Annotated in this window: 20 protein-coding genes; 5 read left to right on the top strand and 15 right to left on the bottom strand. The window is 61.8% G+C overall.

Going from position 1 to position 19,066, the window contains the following annotated elements:
• Window positions 1-82: 82 nt before the first annotated feature.
• Genes M729_RS0130740 through M729_RS0130715 form a run of 6 tightly spaced genes read right to left on the bottom strand, consistent with a single transcriptional unit; the run spans window position 83 to window position 3,430 of the window.
• Entirely contained in the window at window positions 83-406 is a 324-nt protein-coding gene (locus M729_RS0130740; protein WP_013532903.1) for a hypothetical protein, read from the bottom strand.
• Window positions 403-1,092, bottom strand: coding sequence for a hypothetical protein (locus M729_RS0130735; protein WP_024502593.1), 690 nt, complete (start codon window positions 1,090-1,092; stop codon window positions 403-405). Before M729_RS0130735 ends, M729_RS0130740 begins: the two co-directional genes overlap by 4 nt.
• A gap of 45 nt (window positions 1,093-1,137) precedes the next feature.
• Window positions 1,138-2,541, bottom strand: coding sequence for an amino acid permease (locus tag M729_RS0130730; RefSeq protein WP_024502594.1), 1,404 nt, complete (start codon window positions 2,539-2,541; stop codon window positions 1,138-1,140).
• 14 nt (window positions 2,542-2,555) lie between these two features.
• The gene (locus tag M729_RS1000000138140) at window positions 2,556-2,717 is read right to left on the bottom strand and encodes a hypothetical protein (RefSeq protein ID WP_027163840.1); all 162 of its coding nucleotides are present in this window, start codon (window positions 2,715-2,717) and stop codon (window positions 2,556-2,558) included.
• A gap of 35 nt (window positions 2,718-2,752) precedes the next feature.
• Window positions 2,753-3,130, bottom strand: a complete 378-nt coding sequence (locus tag M729_RS0130720) for a hypothetical protein (RefSeq protein ID WP_027163839.1) — start codon at window positions 3,128-3,130, stop codon at window positions 2,753-2,755.
• Between the two features lie 12 nt (window positions 3,131-3,142).
• Complete coding sequence (locus M729_RS0130715) at window positions 3,143-3,430, bottom strand: hypothetical protein (RefSeq protein ID WP_013532898.1); 288 nt, start codon at window positions 3,428-3,430, stop codon at window positions 3,143-3,145.
• Window positions 3,431-3,716: 286 nt separating this feature from the next.
• On the opposite strand from M729_RS0130715, the gene M729_RS0130710 reads away from it, so the two are divergent.
• The 4 genes from M729_RS0130710 (at window position 3,717) to M729_RS0130695 (ending at window position 7,601) form a co-directional block, all read left to right on the top strand.
• Complete coding sequence (locus M729_RS0130710) at window positions 3,717-4,850, top strand: aminomethyltransferase family protein (protein WP_027163838.1); 1,134 nt, start codon at window positions 3,717-3,719, stop codon at window positions 4,848-4,850.
• A 142-nt stretch (window positions 4,851-4,992) separates the two neighbouring features.
• Window positions 4,993-5,589: a dimethylamine monooxygenase subunit DmmA family protein gene (locus M729_RS0130705; RefSeq protein ID WP_024502596.1), complete on the top strand. Its 597-nt coding sequence runs from the start codon at window positions 4,993-4,995 to the stop codon at window positions 5,587-5,589.
• Window positions 5,586-6,551: a PDR/VanB family oxidoreductase gene (locus M729_RS0130700; protein WP_027163837.1), complete on the top strand. Its 966-nt coding sequence runs from the start codon at window positions 5,586-5,588 to the stop codon at window positions 6,549-6,551. Before M729_RS0130705 ends, M729_RS0130700 begins: the two co-directional genes overlap by 4 nt.
• 9 nt (window positions 6,552-6,560) lie before the next feature.
• Window positions 6,561-7,601, top strand: coding sequence for a DUF3445 domain-containing protein (locus tag M729_RS0130695; protein ID WP_024502597.1), 1,041 nt, complete (start codon window positions 6,561-6,563; stop codon window positions 7,599-7,601).
• Between the two features lie 119 nt (window positions 7,602-7,720).
• Here the strand turns inward: M729_RS0130695 and M729_RS0130690 are convergent, their stop codons facing one another.
• Together M729_RS0130690 and M729_RS0130685 are read right to left on the bottom strand one after the other, a co-directional pair.
• Window positions 7,721-8,092 (bottom strand): DUF559 domain-containing protein, encoded by a 372-nt coding sequence (locus M729_RS0130690; RefSeq protein ID WP_027163836.1) that lies wholly within the window; start codon window positions 8,090-8,092, stop codon window positions 7,721-7,723.
• A 153-nt stretch (window positions 8,093-8,245) separates the two neighbouring features.
• Window positions 8,246-8,962, bottom strand: a complete 717-nt coding sequence (locus M729_RS0130685) for an XRE family transcriptional regulator (RefSeq protein WP_013532893.1) — start codon at window positions 8,960-8,962, stop codon at window positions 8,246-8,248.
• Between the two features lie 317 nt (window positions 8,963-9,279).
• On the opposite strand from M729_RS0130685, the gene M729_RS0130680 reads away from it, so the two are divergent.
• Complete coding sequence (locus M729_RS0130680) at window positions 9,280-10,638, top strand: NAD(P)/FAD-dependent oxidoreductase (RefSeq protein WP_027163835.1); 1,359 nt, start codon at window positions 9,280-9,282, stop codon at window positions 10,636-10,638.
• 13 nt (window positions 10,639-10,651) lie between these two features.
• On the opposite strand, the gene M729_RS0130675 is transcribed toward M729_RS0130680, so the two are convergent.
• From M729_RS0130675 to M729_RS0130645, 7 genes are all read right to left on the bottom strand, one after another.
• Window positions 10,652-11,029 carry a GFA family protein gene (locus tag M729_RS0130675; protein ID WP_013532891.1) on the bottom strand — a complete coding sequence of 126 codons (378 nt, stop codon included), beginning with the start codon at window positions 11,027-11,029 and terminating at the stop codon, window positions 10,652-10,654.
• A gap of 29 nt (window positions 11,030-11,058) precedes the next feature.
• Window positions 11,059-13,041, bottom strand: coding sequence for an ABC transporter permease subunit (locus M729_RS0130670; RefSeq protein WP_027163834.1), 1,983 nt, complete (start codon window positions 13,039-13,041; stop codon window positions 11,059-11,061).
• Window positions 13,038-14,123 (bottom strand): glycine betaine/L-proline ABC transporter ATP-binding protein, encoded by a 1,086-nt coding sequence (locus tag M729_RS0130665; protein ID WP_013532889.1) that lies wholly within the window; start codon window positions 14,121-14,123, stop codon window positions 13,038-13,040. The genes M729_RS0130670 and M729_RS0130665 overlap by 4 nt, the downstream gene beginning before the upstream one ends.
• Window positions 14,124-14,200: 77 nt before the next feature.
• Entirely contained in the window at window positions 14,201-15,175 is a 975-nt protein-coding gene (locus M729_RS0130660) for an ABC transporter substrate-binding protein (RefSeq protein ID WP_027163833.1), read from the bottom strand.
• Between the two features lie 419 nt (window positions 15,176-15,594).
• Window positions 15,595-16,359 (bottom strand): SDR family oxidoreductase, encoded by a 765-nt coding sequence (locus tag M729_RS0130655; protein WP_013532887.1) that lies wholly within the window; start codon window positions 16,357-16,359, stop codon window positions 15,595-15,597.
• A gap of 80 nt (window positions 16,360-16,439) precedes the next feature.
• Window positions 16,440-17,330, bottom strand: coding sequence for a DUF427 domain-containing protein (locus M729_RS0130650; protein WP_198032156.1), 891 nt, complete (start codon window positions 17,328-17,330; stop codon window positions 16,440-16,442).
• Complete coding sequence (locus M729_RS0130645) at window positions 17,327-18,982, bottom strand: ABC transporter substrate-binding protein (protein WP_027163831.1); 1,656 nt, start codon at window positions 18,980-18,982, stop codon at window positions 17,327-17,329. The genes M729_RS0130650 and M729_RS0130645 overlap by 4 nt, the downstream gene beginning before the upstream one ends.
• Window positions 18,983-19,066 lie beyond the last annotated feature (84 nt).

Raw genomic sequence — 19,066 nt, 5'->3', positions numbered from 1 at the left:
GCTAAGAGATCGTTTGCAACTCTGAAATGATGTATCGAATGAGGTCCGCAAATTCAATCGTATGAAAAAAATATTCCTCTAGTTACCTATGCGTCTCAATGCCGCTCTGCCCACTATCGTTGCCTTGCCGGGCGTTGTGAACCCATTTGGCGGTGCGGATGCGGGCGAGCTTGTAGGCGTCCAGGATCGACAAAGCATAGATCAGGAAGCCGCCGGCGTGACGGCCGACGAAGCTGGCATCGGGCGGCGCGATCTTGGCCGTCACCCATGCCAGGATCACCATGAAGAAAAGGAATTGAAGGCCGCGCACCGGCACGCCCAGAATGACGTGCCCGCTTCCCGGCAGCACGATTGCGGCGCCGAGAACCAGATAGGGATTGGTGGGTGCAGTGGCGGAACTGGTCATGCGGCCTGCCGTTCGCTTTTGTTGATCGCGTCGCGAAGCGCCGACACCGACATCAGCAGCCTTTCGATCAGCGCGGGATCGAGTGCGGCGTCGCCGAATTCGGCCTGCCGGAAAACGCCATAGCGCGCCCGCTCGGCTTCGGCCAGAAGCCAGACGATGCGTATACCCTTGGGCGTGATCAGCAGTTCCTTGGCGCGCCCTTCGGAAAAGATCTCGATATGGCTGGCGATAAGGCCTTGCGGAAAGCGCGCCGCCCTGCGGTCGGTGCGCAGCACCGACTCGGCGGGGAATCCCGGAGCCTTGGGCAGCGTATGCTCGAGATGATCGAAATTGGAAAAGGTCGTCGGCGAGCCCGGCCGCATCATCATGTCGAAGGTGGCTGGTACCGCGACCTCTTCGGTGATCGAAACACTGAGCCAGCGCGCCGGCAGTTTGCGCGTCGCCAGCGTATCGACGATGGTGCGCACCTGGACACGTTTGCTGTTCCAGGATCCTTCCCAGGTGATGACGCCGGCGGTGCCATCCGAAACATTGGCAGCATCGGCGATGATTGTGCGGATGCGGTCCTGCTCGACGGCGAGCGCCATCGATGCCCTGCTGCGGCTGGCACGCGCTTGCCAGGCAAGGTGGAGAACGACAACCAGGACAATGGCCCCGGCCAGCAGTGCTGATGTCAGATCGGACATTTTCTCATGCCAGGCCCGCCCGGGATCCGGACGGGCCTACTCCCATCAATAACCCTGCGGCTTTGGCCACGGCATGGTGAACTGGTCGCCGCGCCGCACGAATTTGTAACGGTAGAAGTGGAACCACAGCGAGATCAGGAAGTAGAAGGCGACCATGGCGATCAGCTGCGAGCCGAAGCCGAGGAAGATGGCGAAGAAGGTCACCACGCACAGGCAGAACAGCACCATGGCCGGGATCGGATGGAAGGGGTGGGTGTAGCCTCGGCGGATCGAGCCCAGCGGCCACTTCTTGCGGAACATGATGATGTTGATGCTCATGAACGTGTATTGCAGCACCCCCGACAGGATCGAGAAGGTGATCGCCTGGTTGAGGTCGGCGATGAAGGCGAAGGCCAGCGCGATCGGCAGCAGGAACAGGATCGAGCGATAGGGCGTGCGATATTTCGGATGCACGGCCGAGAACCATGTCGGCAGATAGCGGTCACGGCCGAGCGAGAACCAGGCGCGCGCCGCATCGTTGATGCAACCATTGGCCGACGCCAGCGCCGCCAGCAGCGTGGCGACGAACAACAGGTTCTCGAGCAGCGGGCTGCCGGTCAGCTTGCCGGCGTCCCACAGTGGATAGTAGGTGATGCCGAGATATTCCCAGGGCATCAGCGAGGCGCAGACATACCAGGTCATGGCCGCCGCGATCAAAAGCGTGATCATGCCGGCCATGGTGCCGTAAGGCAGCGAGCGGGCCGGGGAGCGCACTTCCTCGGCGGCCTGTGTGGTGCCTTCGATGCCGAGATAGTACCAGATGCCGAACTGGAAGGCGGCGATGACGCCGATCCAGCCATAGGGAAGCGCATTGCCTGGGGTGACCAGTTCGTTCAGCTTCAGCACGGCGCCTTGTGTCCACGGGCTGACCGAGAAGAACAGGATGACGATCGAGATATAGGCGATCGCGGTGATGACGAAGTTGACGTTGAGCGTCATCAGCACGCCGCGATAGTTCAGCCACGCCAGCACGACGATGGTCGCGGCGATGAAGGAATTGTGGGTGAGCCCTTCGACGCCGGCCTTGGCGACGATGGTGTCGCCGAGCAGGATGGCGTCGGACACCTCGAGCATCGTGTAGGCAAAGACCAGGAACAGCGCGACGTTGAACGCCATCAGCGGTCCGACGATGTGCTTTGCCTGCGCATACTGGCCGCCGGCGGCGGCCACGGTCGATGTCACCTCGGAATCGATCATCGCGACCGAGGTGTAGAGCAATCCGACGACCCAGCAGACGATCAGCGCGGCCAGCGCGCCACCCTTGTCCGCCGAGAAATTCCAGCCAGTGAATTCGCCGACCAGGACGATGCCGACGCCGAGCGCCCAGACATGGGCCGGTCCGAGCACGCGCAGGAGTGAAACTCTGTCCCCTTGGACAGCCGGGGCAGCCGGTTCAAGTGCGATCGTCATTGTTCAATCCTCACTCAGATCCGGTGTTTTTCGGAAGTGGCTTCCAGTTCGCCTTCGCGCGAGGAGGTCAGCACCTCTTCGGAGAAGGTCGTGTCGACATTGAACCAGTCGTAGAGCATCCACAAAGCGAGCACGATCGAGATGCCCCAGCATGCGTAAGAGAGTGCCACCCACATGATCGTGTCCCCGAATTAAATCGTCCTCAGAACTCTTACTTGTCGTCGAATTTTTCGTTGATGACGTCGCGATATTCGCGGTCGGATGCGTGAAACAGGAAGACGAAATAGCCTATCAGCACCGCAGCCATTATGATCAGCGTCGGCCAGTCGATAACATAATGGAAGCGGTTCTGGATGATGTCGTGCGCGGTCTCGGGCGTGTAGCCGAGCTTTTCCCAGATCGAGGCCATGGTCGGGTTCTGGCCGAGCGCTTCCCACGTCTTGGCGTCGAGCGCATCGATGGATTTCGCCGCACCGGCGAGGCCCAGTTTCAGCGGCAGCCACAGCGCCACGAAAATGGCGACGACGACGACGGCGATGTCGAAAACCTGCCCGGCCTTGCTCTGCTCCGGCGGCGTGTAGCGGGACATTTCTTCTACCCCTCAGGACTTGCGGTTGCGGAATGCGTCGGCGTTCTTGATGTCGAGCCCGTAGATGAATTCCTTGTCTTCCTTGTAGTGCTTGACCATCGCCAGGATGGCGGCCGTGTTGAAGATCAGCACGGCGGCGGCGGCGATCGCGACCACGGCCTTGATGCCGCTGTGCGGGATGTAGGGCCATGTCATGAGCAGGACGAAGAGGATCGTCGCCCACAGGCAGACGATCAGGAGCGCAGATCCGCGCACGTCGGAACGGTACAGCGCTTCGATGCGCTGTTGCATGTCTGACATCGGTTTTCCCCTTTTTCCAACGCCAGGCCCCGAATTGGCCGGCCGCTGCCCTCTTTCAAGAGAGTGAAATTTTTTTCATAAATTCAGTCCGAATCCCGCAATTGTCAAGCGCGATTTACGTGAGGTTAACTGTTTGCTTTGCGCGGTGGATTTTGCCTGACAATGAAATTAATTGCTTATGGGTATTGCGGCGTCCTGGCGTTTGCGATCAATATTCGGTCAAAGCTCCCGCCACTGCGCAGGGGGCAGGGAACAGCAGAGCATTATCGAAACGGAGGACGAGCGGATGACGGCATCCTGGAGATTTTCGACCCTGGCGGATCGCCACCGAGCGCTCGGTTCGAAGCTCGAAGACTGGAGCGGCATGGGAACCGCCTGGACCTACGACAAGGATGCCGACGAGGAGTACATCGCCATCCGCACCAAGGCTGGCCTGATGGATGTCTCCGGCCTCAAGAAGGTGCACATCACCGGGCCGCATGCTTCACACCTGATCGACCTGGCGACGACGCGCGACGTCGAAAAGATCTACCCCGGCAAGTCGGCCTATGCCTGCATGCTGAACGAGGCGGGAAAATTCACCGACGATTGCATCCTCTACCGCACCGGCCCCAATGCCTGGATGGTCGTGCATGGTTCGGGCACCGGTCATGAGGAGTTGCAGCGGGCGGCTATGGGCCGCGACGTGTCGCTGCGCTTCGACGACAATCTGCACGATCTTTCGCTGCAGGGGCCAACCGCCGTCGACTATCTGGCCAAGCACGTGCCGGGCATTCGCGACCTCAACTATTTCCATCATATGCAGACGCAACTGTTCGGTTTGCCCGTCATGATCTCGCGCACCGGCTACACCGGCGAGCGCGGCTACGAGATCTTCTGCCGCGGCCAGGATGCCGGCACGATCTGGGACAGGATCCTCGACGAGGGCAAGAGCGCCGGCATCATTCCGTGCCGCTTCACCACCCTCGACATGCTGCGGGTGGAAAGCTACTTGCTGTTCTACCCCTACGACAATTCGCAGAAATATCCGTTCGAGAACGAAGGACCCGGCGACACGCTGTGGGAGCTCGGCCTCGACTTCACCGTCAGCCCCGGAAAGACCGGCTTTCGCGGCGCCGAGGAGCATTATCGCCTCAAGGGTAAGGAGCGCTTCAAGATCTACGGCGTTCTGCTCGACGGCAAGGAGCCGGCCGATGAGGGTGCGCCGGTCTATCGCGACGGCAAGAAGGTGGGCGTGGTGACCTGCGCCATGTATTCGCCCCTGGTCGAGAAATCGATGGGCATAGCCCGCCTCGACGTCGACTGCGCGGTCAAGGACACCAAGCTCGAAATCCGCAACAGGAGCGGCGCCATCAAGGCCACCGCCCAGCCATTGCCATTCGACGATCCCAAGAAGACCAAGCGCACGGCGAAAGGTTGAGGCATAATCAACAGCGAGGGGTTCGAGCAATTCCAGGAAAAGTGTGAAACGGTTTTCCGTCCGGAATTGCGTCAAAGCAAAGAGATAGAGCGGTCCGCCGTTTCTATGAAACGGTGAAGCGCTCGAAGGCAAGAAGACTTAAATGGCAGCCAAAAGCATCATCAGCCGGCCTGTTTACGGAACCTTGTCTCCGCAGCCCGGCAAGCATCATCTTTTTATCGCGGATGCGGAAGGGGCGCTGGCGATAGCGGAGATGGCCGGGAGGGCGCCGCCCGGGTTTTTCGACGACGCCGAAATCGTCTTCATTCCCGGGCCTGACGGCAAACACACCGCAGCCCTCGAAGCGCTGAGACCGGTGCAGTTTCATCTGTCGCCATCCTTCGCCAGCCTGCTGCCACGGCTTAGGCAGACACTGGCAAATGCGCATATGGGCCTGCGCCTCTATCTCGCCGGCACTGAGGGCCTGATCGGCCAGGCGATGCAGGTGGCGCTTGAAGCCGGCATCGACCACACTTCGATCCAGACCGAGCACCGCGGTTCGCTGGCGCGGCGCATGCAATGCGTCCACTGCAAGGGCATCACCGAGAATGTGACGACGCAGCCGGCGACCTGCGCGCATTGCGGCCTGCTGCTTCTGGTGCGCGATCATTATTCCAGGCGCATCGCGGCGTTCCAGGGCGTCTGCATCAACGCCGAGGATCGCAGCGAGATTCCTCCGATGGAGGAGGTTTTCCGATGAGCACCGGAACCACAAAACTCGATGTCGTGGTCAGCGACGTCGTCCCGGTCAACGACCTCGTCACCCGCTTCCATTTCCGCCGGCGCGACGGCGAGTTGCTGCCGACCTTTTCCGGCGGCGCTCATATCGTGGTCGAGATGCGCGACGGCGAACGCACCAGGCTCAACCCCTATTCGCTGATGGGCTCGCCGCTCGACACGCGCGAATACACGATCTCTGTGCGCCGCGACGATGTCGGCCGCGGCGGCTCGCTGTTCATGCACCGGAACGTCAAGCCCGGCATGGAGATGGTGGTCAGCTATCCCGTCAATCTGTTCTCGCTCGACCTGCGCGCCAAAAAGCATCTGATGCTGGCCGGCGGCATCGGCATCACGCCGTTCATGGCGCAGACCGCTCAGCTTGCGGCGGAAGGCGGCAATTTCGAACTGCACTACACCTGCCGCACCGCATCGCTCGGCACCTACGCCGATGTGCTGCGCGAGCGCTACGACCGACGGGTCAGGCTCTATCATGACGACCTTGACGAGCGCATCGAACTCGACCGGCTGCTGTCGACGCAGCCGCTCGGCACGCATCTCTATGTCTGCGGCCCGGCCGGCATGATCAACTGGGTGCGTGATCGCGCGGCAAGCCTCGGTTGGCCATCGGAAACCGTGCATTTCGAGCATTTCGCGGCCCCCCAGCCTGGCCTGCCTTTCGACGTGACGCTTGCCGTCAGCGGCAAGACGATCCGCGTCGATGAGCAGCAGAGCCTGCTGGAAGCGATCGAAGCGGCCGGCGTCGATCCGCCCTATCTCTGCCGCGGCGGCGTCTGCGGCCAGTGCGAAACCAACGTCATCTCTTGCGACGGCAAGTTCATCCACAACGACCACTGGCTGAGCGAGGAAGAGCACCGTTCGGGCAAGAAGATCATGCCGTGCGTGTCGCGCTTCGAGGGCCGGTCGCTGGTCCTGGAGCGCTAGGAGGAAATCATGGGCATCACCTTTCGCAAGGAAACGTTCCGCGACGACTTCACCTTCAGGAACAGCCCTGAGCACATCAGGCGCTTCCCGTTTCCGTTCCACGAAGACGCCTACATGTATGCGGTCAACATCGAGCCGCATGTCGTCGGCCCCAAGGGCAGCGTGCTGGAAAACCTGATCGACGTCGACGAGCACTATGTCGCCGAGATGCAGGACCGCGCGCTGGTGCTGGCCGAGGACCCGCTGCGCTGCCAGTCGCTGCCGCACATGACGCTGGCCGGTTGGGACTTGCTGGAACTGCTGATGGAGCAGCAGGCGCTGGGCTATCCCGAGCATTTCACGCTGACCCGCGACGGCGACCGCTGGCGCTGGATCAACCGGCCGCTCGGCATCGACGACACCTTCACCTTCGGCGACACCTCGACGCTGCCTTACGGCCCGATGGAGTACATCACCCGCCAGAGCCAGGGCGACTTCTGCATCCTCGACCAGCGCGACGGCAATCTGTGGATGGATGCCGGCATGGTCACCACCCAAGCCGACTGGTCGCTCGATTTCGACATCGGCATGAACTTTTTCGAATGGCACGCGCCGGTGCCGCTGGCGCATGAGAAGGGGATTTTTGTCAGGGCGCTGAAATTCCTCACCAACATCCAGCAAGGCAAGCCGGCCAGGCGCCTGAACTGGACGATGACCATCAATCCGCGCCTCGACACCAGCCCCGAAAACTATCACAAATGGGGTCCGGACCGGGCTACGGTGACGCCGGAAAATGTCGGCGACAAAGTGCATCTGCGCGTCGAGCTGCAGAGTTTTTGGCGCCTGCCGCGCTCGAATGGCATCGTCTTTCCGATCCGCTGCTATCTGATCAAGATGGATGAGCTGGTGACGCAACCAAAATGGGCCCGGCGCCTGCACCGTGTCATCCGCGACCTTCCCGACGAACTCGCCAACTACAAGGGCCTGACCCGATATAGGTCAACGTTGGTCGAGTGGCTGTCGAAGCTCGACGACGGCAGCCCGACGAGCCCTGGGTTCGGGCCGGATTGAATAGCTGATGTTGGCGCTGCCTCCAAAGCAGCCAATCTCCCCCCAAGAGGGGGAGATGCCCGGCAGGGCAGAGGGGGGCGCCGTGGAGCGACTGCCTTGCCCAATCTCCACCTCCGCGCTTACGACGCGTCGTCCAGCCCAGCCATAATCACGACATGCTGGCAGACATTGTCGATATCGCGAATGACATCGTCGTTCCAAAAGCGCAGGACCGTCCAGCCCAGCGCTTCAAACTTGGCAGTTCTTGCAGCGTCTGATTCCGACGTTTCGGCCTGGCCATGCTGAGAACCATCAAGCTCGACGATCAGCTTTTTGTCCGGGCATGCAAAATCGACGATATGGCCGGCGATAGGCATCTGGCGCCGAAACCCTAGTCCCATTAGCCTGTGTGCCCTGATCTCATTCCAAAGCTTTAGTTCGGCATCGGTCATCACCTTGCGCATCGTGCGCGCATTGCGGCGGTTCTTGGCGGATACCAGATTGTGTGTCATCGCGGCTCGCCCCCTCTGTCCTGCCGGACATCTCCCCCTCAAGGGGGGAGATCGAATGTCACTTCGGCTTTCGCCAACTACCAGTGCTGCAAAAGAGGAGCCGTCGCGAAGCCGATTTGCCTCACGAGAGACCAAGGGGAGATCGAGTCCCGCTCAACCCGCGCTCTGCGGATAGCAGATAATCGACAGATACCGCATCGGCAGTTTCGTCAGCTGTTCCGGCCCGTGCGGCGCGTCGGCGTCGAAGAACAGGCTGTCGCCGGGCTTCATCGGGTAGAGATTGCTGCCGTGCCGGTAAACGACCTCGCCCTCGAGCATATAGAGGAACTCCATGCCCTCATGCTGGAAGGTCGGAAACACATCGGAATCCTCGGTCAGCGTGATCAAATAGGGCTCGACGACGACGCCGCTGGTGTTGGAGCCGATATGGCCGAGCAGATTGTACTGGTGACCGGCGCGCGTGCCGCGGCGCTCGACATCGAGGCCTTGGCCGGCCTTGACGAAAACGGCGCTGCGCTCTTCCTCGAAGCGGCGGAAGAAGGCTGTCACCGGGACGCCGAGCGCCCGCGACAGCGCCTGCAAGGTGGTCAGTGACGGCGAGGTGATGCCATTCTCGATCTTCGACAGCATGCCCAGCGAAATGTCGGTGGCGACCGCCAGATCGGCGACGGTGATGCCGAGCTTCTTGCGGAAGGCGCGCACCTCGCGGCCGATCGCCACCTCCAGCACCTTTTCGCGCGTGTCGCGAATGGCATGCGGGTTCTGCGTCAGCGGCGCGCGGATGGTTTTCCCGTCGGCCGAGACCTTTGGCTGCGGCTTGGCCTTTGCACCGGCTGGACCAGCCTTGGAATCGGAAACCTTCTTCGCCATGTCGCCCCCGGCACTCCTGCGGATTTATTTCACTCTAGGTGAACATGTCAGGTGCCGATACAGCAGCGCAACTGCGACGGCAAGTCGCCTGAAAGCGCATGCGCACGATCCGGCGTTTGGCCGCGTCCGGTTTTTTGCGGGAAATCCACATCGGCGGAACGTTGTTTCCGCACCGGGCTGTTGACAGCACGAAAGGGCCAATTACTGTCCCTGTGAGTGAAATTTGTTTCGTAAGAGCAATTCCGGGAAAGCGCATAGCGCTTTCCCCTTGGGAGTTGCTTCAAGGCAAAAGTCGAAACCAGATCGGGAGGCCTGCCATGAAAAGTCGCGTTGCCGTCATCGGAGCCGGCCCATCCGGCCTGGCACAGCTCAGGGCCTTCAAATCGGCGGCCGACAAGGGCGCCGACATTCCCGAGATCGTCTGCTTCGAAAAGCAGTCGGACTGGGGCGGCCTGTGGAACTACACCTGGCGCACCGGTCTCGACGAGCATGGCGATCCGGTGCACGGTTCCATGTATCGCTATCTCTGGTCGAACGGACCAAAGGAATGCCTGGAATTCGCCGACTATACTTTCGAGGAGCACTTCGGCCGGCCGATCGGCTCCTATCCGCCGCGCGCCGTGCTGTGGGACTACATCAAGGGGCGCGTCGAGAAATCAGGCCTGCGCAAATGGGTGCGCTTCAACAGCCCGGTGCGCATGGTGACGTTTTCGGACGAGACGAAGAAATTCACCGTCACCGCGCATGACCGCACCAACGACGTCACCTACTCGGAAGAGTTCGACAATGTCGTCGTCGCCTCCGGGCATTTCTCGGTACCCAACGTGCCCTATTTCGAGGGTTTCTCCACCTTCAATGGCCGCATCCTGCACAGCCATGATTTCCGCGACGCGATGGAGTTCAAGGGCAAGGATATCCTGATCATCGGCCGCTCCTATTCGGCCGAGGACATCGGCTCGCAATGCTACAAATACGGCGCCAAATCCATCACCTCCAGCTACCGCTCGAAGCCGATGGGTTTCAAATGGCCGGAGAATTGGAAAGAGGTGCCGCTGCTGCAGAAGGTCGTCGGCAAGACCGCGCATTTCAAGGATGGCACGACCAAGGATGTCGACGCCATCATCCTGTGCACCGGGTACCTGCATTCCTTCCCCTTCCTGACCGACGATCTGAAGCTCAAGACAGCCAACCGCATGTGGCCGCTCGATCTCTATGAAGGCGTCGTCTGGGAGAAGAACCCACAGCTTTCCTATATCGGCATGCAGGATCAGTTCTACACCTTCAATATGTTCGACGCGCAGGCCTGGTTTGCCCGCGACGTCATCATGGGCCGCATCAAGCTGCCCTCGGCCGAGGCGATGGCCGCTCACGGCGCGAAGTGGCGCGCGCGTGAGGAAACGCTGGAAGACGCCGAGCACATGATCTGGTTCCAGGGCGACTACACCAAGGAATTGATGGACCAGACCGATTATCCCGGTTTCGACGTCGAGGCGGTCAACCAGACCTTCATGGAATGGGAACACCACAAGGGCGAAGACATTATGAGCTTCCGCGACCACGCCTACCGCTCGCTGATGACCGGCACCATGGCGCCGCTGCATCATACGCCGTGGCTGCAGGCGCTCGATGATTCGATGGAGAGCTATCTTGAGGTGAAGGGCGTTGCGGCGGAATAACGAGTGGGCGCCGTCAGGCCGGCGCCTCGACCCAACCGTGGCGACTCTCGCCATAGACAGACTGCGTCGGCGCCGGAAATGCCGGGTCTCCGAAGCAGCCGACTGCGACGGCTACCGCCGCCGGTTTTCGTGACGGATACCAGAAGACCGTTGAGCCGCACGTTCCGCAGAAATGGAAGGTGACGGGAAAGCCGCTGTCGGAATCGCGTTGGAATGTCTGGAATGAGCCGCTGATCTCGGTCTCGGCGGCATCGAAGAAAGCGGCGATCCCGAACGGACTGCCGGTCCGCCGCTGACAGTCCAGGCAATGGCAAAGCGAGACCTTGGCCGGCTCTTGCGGGCAGCGGATCTGCAATTGGCCGCAGGTGCAGTGAGCGATCCGGCCAGTCATCATTCTCTCCTGTGTCGGGGCGGCTAATCCTAACCCAGCCTTGCGCGCGCCTTCGCCGTCCAGGCGCTGAACAGCCGGTCGGCGACGATGCCGATGAAGGCGATGGCGAGACCGGCGACGATGCCGCGGCCGGAATCGGCTTTGGACAGTGCGATGAACACTTCCTGGCCGAGATCGCGGGTGCCGACCATGGCGCAGATGATGATCATTGCCAGCGCCATCAGGATCGTCTGGTTGACGCCCAGCATGATCTCCGGCAGCGCCAGCGGCAGTTGCACGCGAAAGAAGGTCTGGCGCGGCGTGCAGCCCGAAACCTTGGCCGCCTCGATCAGCGCCGGCGGCACCTGCCTGATGCCGTGATTGGTGTAGCGGATCGCCGGCACCACGGCGAAGGCGATCGTCGCGATCATGGCGGTGACGTCGCCGACCCGAAACAGCATCACCACCGGGATGATGAAGCAGAAGGATGGCAGCACCTGCAGCGTATCGATGACCGGCGTGACGATTTTCTCGAACCGGTCGCTGCGCGAAGCCATCAGCCCGATCGGGATGCCGATCAGGCAGGCGATGAAGGCCGAAATACCGCAGAGATAGACCGTCGCCATGGTCTTTTCCCACAGGCCGGTGATGGCGCAGAAGGCGGTCAGCGCGGCGACGAGGACGGCGAGACGCAGGCCGGAGAGTTGATAGCCGGCAAGGCCGAGCAGGAAGACGGCGCCGAGCCACGGAAAGCCCTCGCAAAAGGCGCGCAGCGGGTTCAGCAGATTGAGGATGAGCGCCACGCGAAACGCTTCGATCGTGTCGAAGAAATTGATGGTCACCCAGTTCACCGCCGCCTTCCACAGCGGCGCCGTGGTGAAAGTGATCGCTTTCGGCACCACTGCCAAGGCCGGCACGAACAGGCCGGACAGTGTTGTCACGACAAGGATGGCGATGGCCAGCGTCAGGTTGGGGTAGCGCCGCCAGAGGCTCGGGCTTACCTCCTGATGGACATGGCCCTTTGCTTGGCTGTGCGCGATGGCCTGGCTCAGCCGGTCGAGTGCGATGGCGAGTGCCACAATGGCAAGGCCGGCTTCCATCGCCTCGCCGACCTTCAGCGCGCGTAGCGCCAGGAGCACGTCGTAGCCGAGGCCGCCGGCACCGATCATCGAAGCGATGATCACCATGTTCAGCGCCAGCATGATGACCTGGTTGACGCCGACCATCAATGTCGGCCGCGCCGACGGCAGCAGCACCCGCCACAGTTTCTGCTGCGCCGTGCAGCCGGCCATTTCGCTGAAATCGTCGATCTCCGACGGCACCCGCGACAGGCCGAGCATCGTTGCTCGCACCATCGGCGGGGTGGCGAAGATGGCGGTTGCGATCATCGCCGAGACCGGGCTGTTGCCGAACAGCAGCAGCATTGGGATGAGATAGGCGAAGGTCGGGATCGTCTGCATCAGGTCAAGGGCAGGGGAGACGATGAGCCTTTCGGCCCACGGCTTGCGCCACGCCCAAATGCCGGCGAACAGCCCGGTGACGATGCAGAACGGCACGGCGATGGAGATCAGCCCAAGCGTCAGCATGGCGCTGGTCCATTGGCCGAACAGCGCGATATAGAGAAAGCAGCCGCCGACCAGCAGGCCGAGCTTTCTGCCGCCGGCTGCATGCCCGGCGATGAAGGCGGCAGCACAGACGCCGACCCAGGACAGCCGCGGCAGGACATAGGCGTCCGCGCCGTGACCGATCTTGAAATTCTTGGCCAGCAGATTGAGCGCGAAATCGAGCGGAACGCCGAGCACAGCGGTGATCGAGCGGGTGAGCCACGACAGGTTCGACTTGATCCAGCGCATCAGCGCGCTGATCCAATCGGCGACCGGCACGACGGCGCTGGCCGGATAATTGACCGCCCAGGGCAGGTGGTCTTGCAACAGGAACACGACAAGCGCGGCCGCGAGTGCCACCGCCCAGACGAGCAGCCAGACCTGAACCGGGCGCGACCGTGTTTCGCCGGCGCTTGCCGTCACCGTCATGTGCCGGCTCCGGAACGCTCAATGCCGGCCAGCAGATCGATCACCGCTTGCGGCGTCACCTCGCCGATCGGCTTGCCGCTGCCGTTGACGACCGCGAACGGCTTGTTGGCGGCAACGATGCTGGCGGAAAAGCTGGATATCTTGGCCTCCGGCGCCACCGTTCCGCCGTGCTCCGAGCCGTCGCAGGCGCGCATGAGGCTGCGTGCCGAGATCACCTTGGCGCGGTCGACGTCGCGGGTGAACTCGGCGACGTAGTCGGTCGCCGGATTGACCACCAGTTCCTCCGGCGTGCCGATCTGGATGACCTCGCCATCCTTCATGATGGCGATGCGGTCGGCCAGCCGGATGGCCTCGTCGAAATCATGGGTGATGAAGACGATGGTCTTGTGCAGCATCATCTGCAACCGCATCAGCTCGTCCTGCATCTCGCGGCGGATCAGCGGATCGAGCGCCGAGAACGGCTCGTCGAGGAACCAGATTTCCGGTTTTGTCGCCAGGCTGCGGGCGATGCCGACACGCTGCTGCTGGCCGCCGGACAGTTCGCGCGGATAGAAATGCTCGCGACCCCTTAAGCCGACAAGCTCGATGACCTCGCGCGCCCTTGCTTCGCGTGTCGCCCGGTCCTGCCCCTGGATGCTGAGTGGGAAGGCGATGTTCTCCAGCACGTTGAGATGCGGCAACAGCGCAAAATTTTGGAACACCATGCCCATGCGGTGTCGTCGCAATTCGATGAGTGCTGCATCGGAGATTTTCAGCAGGTCATTGCCCTCGAATTCGACCTTGCCGTGGGTCGGCTCGACCAGCCTCGACATGCAGCGCACCAGCGTCGACTTGCCGGAGCCCGACAGGCCCATGATGATGAAAATCTCGCCCTGGCGGATTTCAAGGTCGACGGCGCGCACCGCGCCGACCAGCCCGGCAGCCGTGACGTCGGCCATGCTGGCCTTGCCGTCACGTTCACGGATGAAATTGGCCGCGTTCGATCCGAACAATTTCCAGACATTGCGGCAGGCAAGCTTTACCGGACGGGCGTCTTTTGGCGCGCCCGCCGTGTTTGGCTCCTGTTCAGTCCTGTCCGTCATTCGAACGTCCCTCTGGAATATCAACAAGTGAGGCCCGGCTGGTCAGCAGCCGGGTCTCATTTTTCCAGTCGGAACGATCACTGCGCCCAGGCTTTCCAGTCGGCCTCGTGGGCGGCGATCCAGGCAGCTGCGACGTCTTCCGGTGTCTTGCCGCCGAGATCGATCTCGCCGCTCATCTTGTTGAGCTCATCGGTGTCAATCGTGTAGGCCTTGGCCACCTTGTAGGCGACCGGCCATTTGTCCTTCATGCCGGACCAGGAGTATTTCCAGATCTCGCCATGCGGCTTGCCGCAGTCATATTTGGCGTCGGGGTTCACGCCCCATTTCGGGTCGTTGTAGCACTCGGGCGTGTATTCCGGGAATTCAACCCACTCGCCCTTGTACTTGGCCGGCGCCCAATGCGGCGAATAGATCCACAGCATGATCGGCGCCTTGCGCTGATAGGCGGAATCGAGCTCGGCGAACATCGCCGCGTCGGTGCCGGCATGGATGACGGTGAAGGGCAGTTTCAGCGCCTCGACGCGCTCGTCGTCAAAGCCTTCCCAGGTCACCGGGCCGCCGAGATAGCGTCCCTTCGGTGCGGTCTCCGCCGTCGAGAAGGCTTCGGCGCATTTCGGGTCCTTTAGCGCTTCCCAATTGGGCAGGCCCGGGCATTTCTCCTTCATGTATTCCGGAAACCACCACTCTTCCTTGGCCTTGGGTCCGAGCTTGCCCAGCCGTTCGGTCTGGCCGGTCGCATCGGAAGCCTTCATGGCTTCGCCGGCGGTCGTGTCCCAGAACTCCAGGCCGACATCGAGATCGCCATTGGTGAGGCCCGTGGTCAGGCTGGAGAGGTAGTCGGCCGTGGGATACTCGACGGTATAGCCGAGCTTTTCCAGGATACCGCCAAGGATCTTGGCGTTCAGATTGACGCTGGTCCAGTCGAACAGCGCGATCTTGATCGGATCGTTGGATTCTGGTGCGGCGGCTTGGGCGGAAGGTGTCAGTGCACTCGCCGCGGCGAGTGCGAAGGTTCCCATTGTTAAGTTCGAAATCACACTGCGAAGTGACATGCTTGTTCTCCTTCAAGCTGTGAAAATTATCGTTCGTTCCCTTCTTGCGGCTTTTCTTGATTGTGTTGGAAAGGCTGGTCTTTGCGCAAGGCCGTCGGCGCCAGATTGTTGCCCCGGCTTTGGCCGGCGCAGGCAAGATGGTGCTCAATTCTAGTGATGATGGAACAGGACTGCAGTGTCGGCGTCATGGTTGCCGACGGATCGCTGCGGGGGCGGTCATCTGCGGATCGATTGCCAGTCTTGCGGCGCCTTGCAAGGTGCGAGCCATCAAGGTCTCATGTTCTCGGCTGTCGACCCGGCAAGCGCCATCTCGCCAAGCCAGTTTCATGGGATGAAATTATATAGATCAAGGTTCATGTCGCGCAACGACTAACACCGCGCGAGGCGTATAAATTCAGACTGCAGGCGAAGTTGAACCTCTACCAGCAGACGTAGCCGCCATCGACAATCAGGTCGAGGCCGGTGACGAAGCTCGCTGCGCGGCTGGCCAGGAACACCGTCGGTCCGACCATTTCCTCCGGCGCCGCCATCCGCCCCATCGGCGTGTCGCGCTTGAAGATCTTCACCTCTTCGGCCACCTCAGGCCGCTTGTTCATCGGCGTCAGTGTGTAGCCCGGGCTGACGACATTGACGCGCAGGCCGCGATCGGCCCACTCCATGGCGAGACTCCTGGACATGTGGATGACGGCGGCCTTCGAAGAGTTGTAGTGCGCCTGCGTCAGGCCCCGGTTGACGATGGTGCCCGACATCGAGGCGATGTTGATGATCGAGCCCTTGCCTCGCACCAGCATCTTGCGCGCTTCGGCCTGACAGGACAGGAACACGCCGGCGACATTGACCTCGTGCACCTTCTGCCACGTCTCCAGCGGCATCGTCTCGGCGGGTTCGGAGCCGGCAATGCCGGCATTGTTGACCGCAACGGTCAGCGCACCGAGTTCGCTCTCGACTCGATCGATCGCCGCCGCCAGATCGCTCTGCGATGTCACTGTACCGTTCAGCACCAGCGCCTTGCGGCCGAGTGCCGTGATCCGGTGCGCCGTTTCATCCAGCCCACCTTTCGACGCATGACCAAAACAGGCGATGTCGGCGCCTGCCTCGGCCAGCCCGATCGCGATGGCCTGGCCGATGCCGCTGCCGGCGCCGGTGACCAGCGCGACATCGCCATCCAGCTTGAAAAGATCCATCGAGTGTCCTCCCTGTCCCAGGGAGGGTATGCGCTGACCCGTGCTTCGATCAAGCGCCCGCGCGCAAGCGGCGTCGATGCCTAGAAATAACCGCTCGACGCGGCCGTGGCTTCCTTCGGGATTTCGACGCCATCGACCAGGATCTTGTCGACCAGCTCGTGGTGGAAACAGACCAGCCCCTTGATGCGCTCCGCCTCGTGCACCGGCTCAGGATAATACCAGACCAGGTTCTCGTGGCGCTTGGCCTTGGTCGTCACGTGATAGTAGTTGGAGATGCCCTTGTAAGGACAGCGCGAGATGTAGCGGCTGGGCGCGAACATATCGAGCCGCGTGTCGGCGATCGGCAGATAGTGGCGCACCGGATGGCCGGTCTCGAACAGGAACACGCCGCGGCGTGAATCGGCGACCTGCTCACCATCGAGGATGACCTGCACGCGCCGCGACGACGGCAGGCAGTCGACGCGGCGGAAGGGATCGCGGGCGTGGACAAAGATCTCCTCGTCCTCCTCGAACCAGTGCCCCATCTTGCTCCAGGTGAACGACATGTAGTCCGATATCGGCGGACAGCCCTTGACCGGATCGAGATAGCGCCAGGCCGCGTCCTCGACCAGCGTGATGCCGGTGTTGAGCGAATAGTGGGTGGCTGTGCCCTTGAATGGGTCCTCTGTCGTGGTCTTGCTCGGCAGCAGGAACTCCTCGCGAACGTCGCCGATCGGAAAATAGTAGACCGGCAGATGATCGGATTCGTAGAACACCAAGGCGTTGGTCGTATCGGCCACGGTCATTGACCCCACCTGCACGCGCAGGCGCTTCTGCGTCGGCATGGTGAAGGCTATGTAGCCCGGCTCGAAGTCGTATTGCACGATGGTGTCGAGCAAGGGAAAATGCGGCCCGCGGCCGCGCAGATGAGGCTTGCGAATGGTAGTCTCCCGTTTTGTTTCTTCTGTCATCGGGCGTTGAGGCACGATCAGCTCAGGGACACGCGATCGAGCAGCAGGCCGGCGGCGATCGGCGGCAAGCCGCTGACATTCTTGCGCACCGGCACCAGCAGATCGGGGAAATAGCTGAAGATGACAGGCGTCTCGTCGAGCAGCAGTTTCTGGATGTCGGAGGCGGCAGCGCGCTGCGCGCCGACATCGAGCGCCTTGAGATAGCTGGTGACCATGCCGTCATAGGCCGGGCTCTTGAAATGCGCCGCATTCCACGGACCGTCGCTGACCAGCGGGCTCTTCAGGAAGACGTTCGGCACGCTGCGATGGGCGTAGTCGGTGATGCCAAGTGGGCTGTCCAGCCAGTCCGACTGGCCGAACACCGCCTTGCCGTAATATTTGTCCTGGTCCTCGATGTTGAGCGAGATGCGGGCACCGATTTCCTTGGCGAAATTCTGGAACAATTGCGCGTAGCCGGGAATGTCGGAATAGCGCAGCGTCGTTAGCGTGATGTCGAAACCACTGGCAAGGCCCGCCGCCTCCAGCAACTGCTTGGCCTTGGCGATATCCTGGACGCGCTGCGGCACCGTCTTGTCGGTTGCGGGGAAAGCGGGTGCGAAGGGGCTGTCATTGCCGGTCGCCGCCATGCCGCGGCACAGCCCGTCGACCAGCTTGGAGCGGTCGATGCACAGCGCCAGCGCCTGGCGCACGCGCTTGTCGGTGAAGGGGCCGGTGTCGCAGCGCATGTGAAGCTGCCGGTGCGCGGTCGAAGCGACACGCAGCACCGTGATATCAGGACTGTTCAGCACCACCTGGCTTACATCGAGCGGAACGGCGTCGAGAATGTCGACCTCGCCGGCCTGCAGCGCCAGGATGCGCGGTTGCACGTCGCCGTAGAATTTGAATTCGAGCCGGTCAGGCAGCGCCTTCTCGCCCCAATAGTCGGTATTGCGGATGAAGGTCGCGCCGACCTTTGGCGTGTAGGTCTCCAGCCGGAATGGCCCGGTTCCTTCGAACGTCTTTTCGTAGTCGCCCTTGTAGCTCGCCGGCAGGATGACGGCGTTGTAATTGTCGATCGACACCGAATAGGGAAAGCTGCCATTCGGCGCATCGAGATGGAAGGCGACGGTGTGGTCGTCGACCTTCCGGGTGCCGCCTTTCGACAGCAGCCCCTTGAACACGGAAAGTGCATTAGAAGCGCCGTTGGGGTCGGCCAGCCGGTCGAAGGTCGCGACGACGTCGTCGGCCTTGAAATCCTCGCCATTGTGGAATTTCACGCCCTTGCGCAGCTTGAACGTCCAGACGCTGCCGTCCTCGTTCGGCGCCCAGCTTTCCGCCAGCACCGGCTTCAAGGTGAGGTCCGGCTGCGTGATGCAGAGAAATTCGGCGGTCTGGAAAACCAGCTGGTAGCTGCCGCTGTCATAATAGGTGACGGGATCGATGGCGCCGCCCGGCGTCGCCACGCCGGCGCGCACCGTGCCGCCCGGCTTGCCCTCCGCGCGTGCTTGCTGCGTGCCGAGGCCGGCGGCCGCGACAAGGCTGCCCAGGAACGGCAGTGAGAGACCAAGCACGCTGCCATGGCGCAGGAAGTCGCGGCGGTCCATCCTGCCGGCCAGCAATTCGTCGACAGCGGAATTTTCGATTGCAGTGAGCGTTCTGCGAGCGTTGTCGATCATCCGGAAATGCTTGGGCATGGCTGGATTCCTCGCTTGTCTTGGGGTTCGGCCATCTAGTTCATTGTTGACTGTCGCCGGAAAGCGATATTTTTTGATAGGGGT

It is taken from the genome of Mesorhizobium sp. WSM1293 (assembly GCF_000513875.1).
GTDB classification, from domain to species: Bacteria; Pseudomonadota; Alphaproteobacteria; order Rhizobiales; family Rhizobiaceae; genus Mesorhizobium; species Mesorhizobium ciceri.
This window is presented reverse-complemented; position numbering and strand designations above follow the sequence as displayed.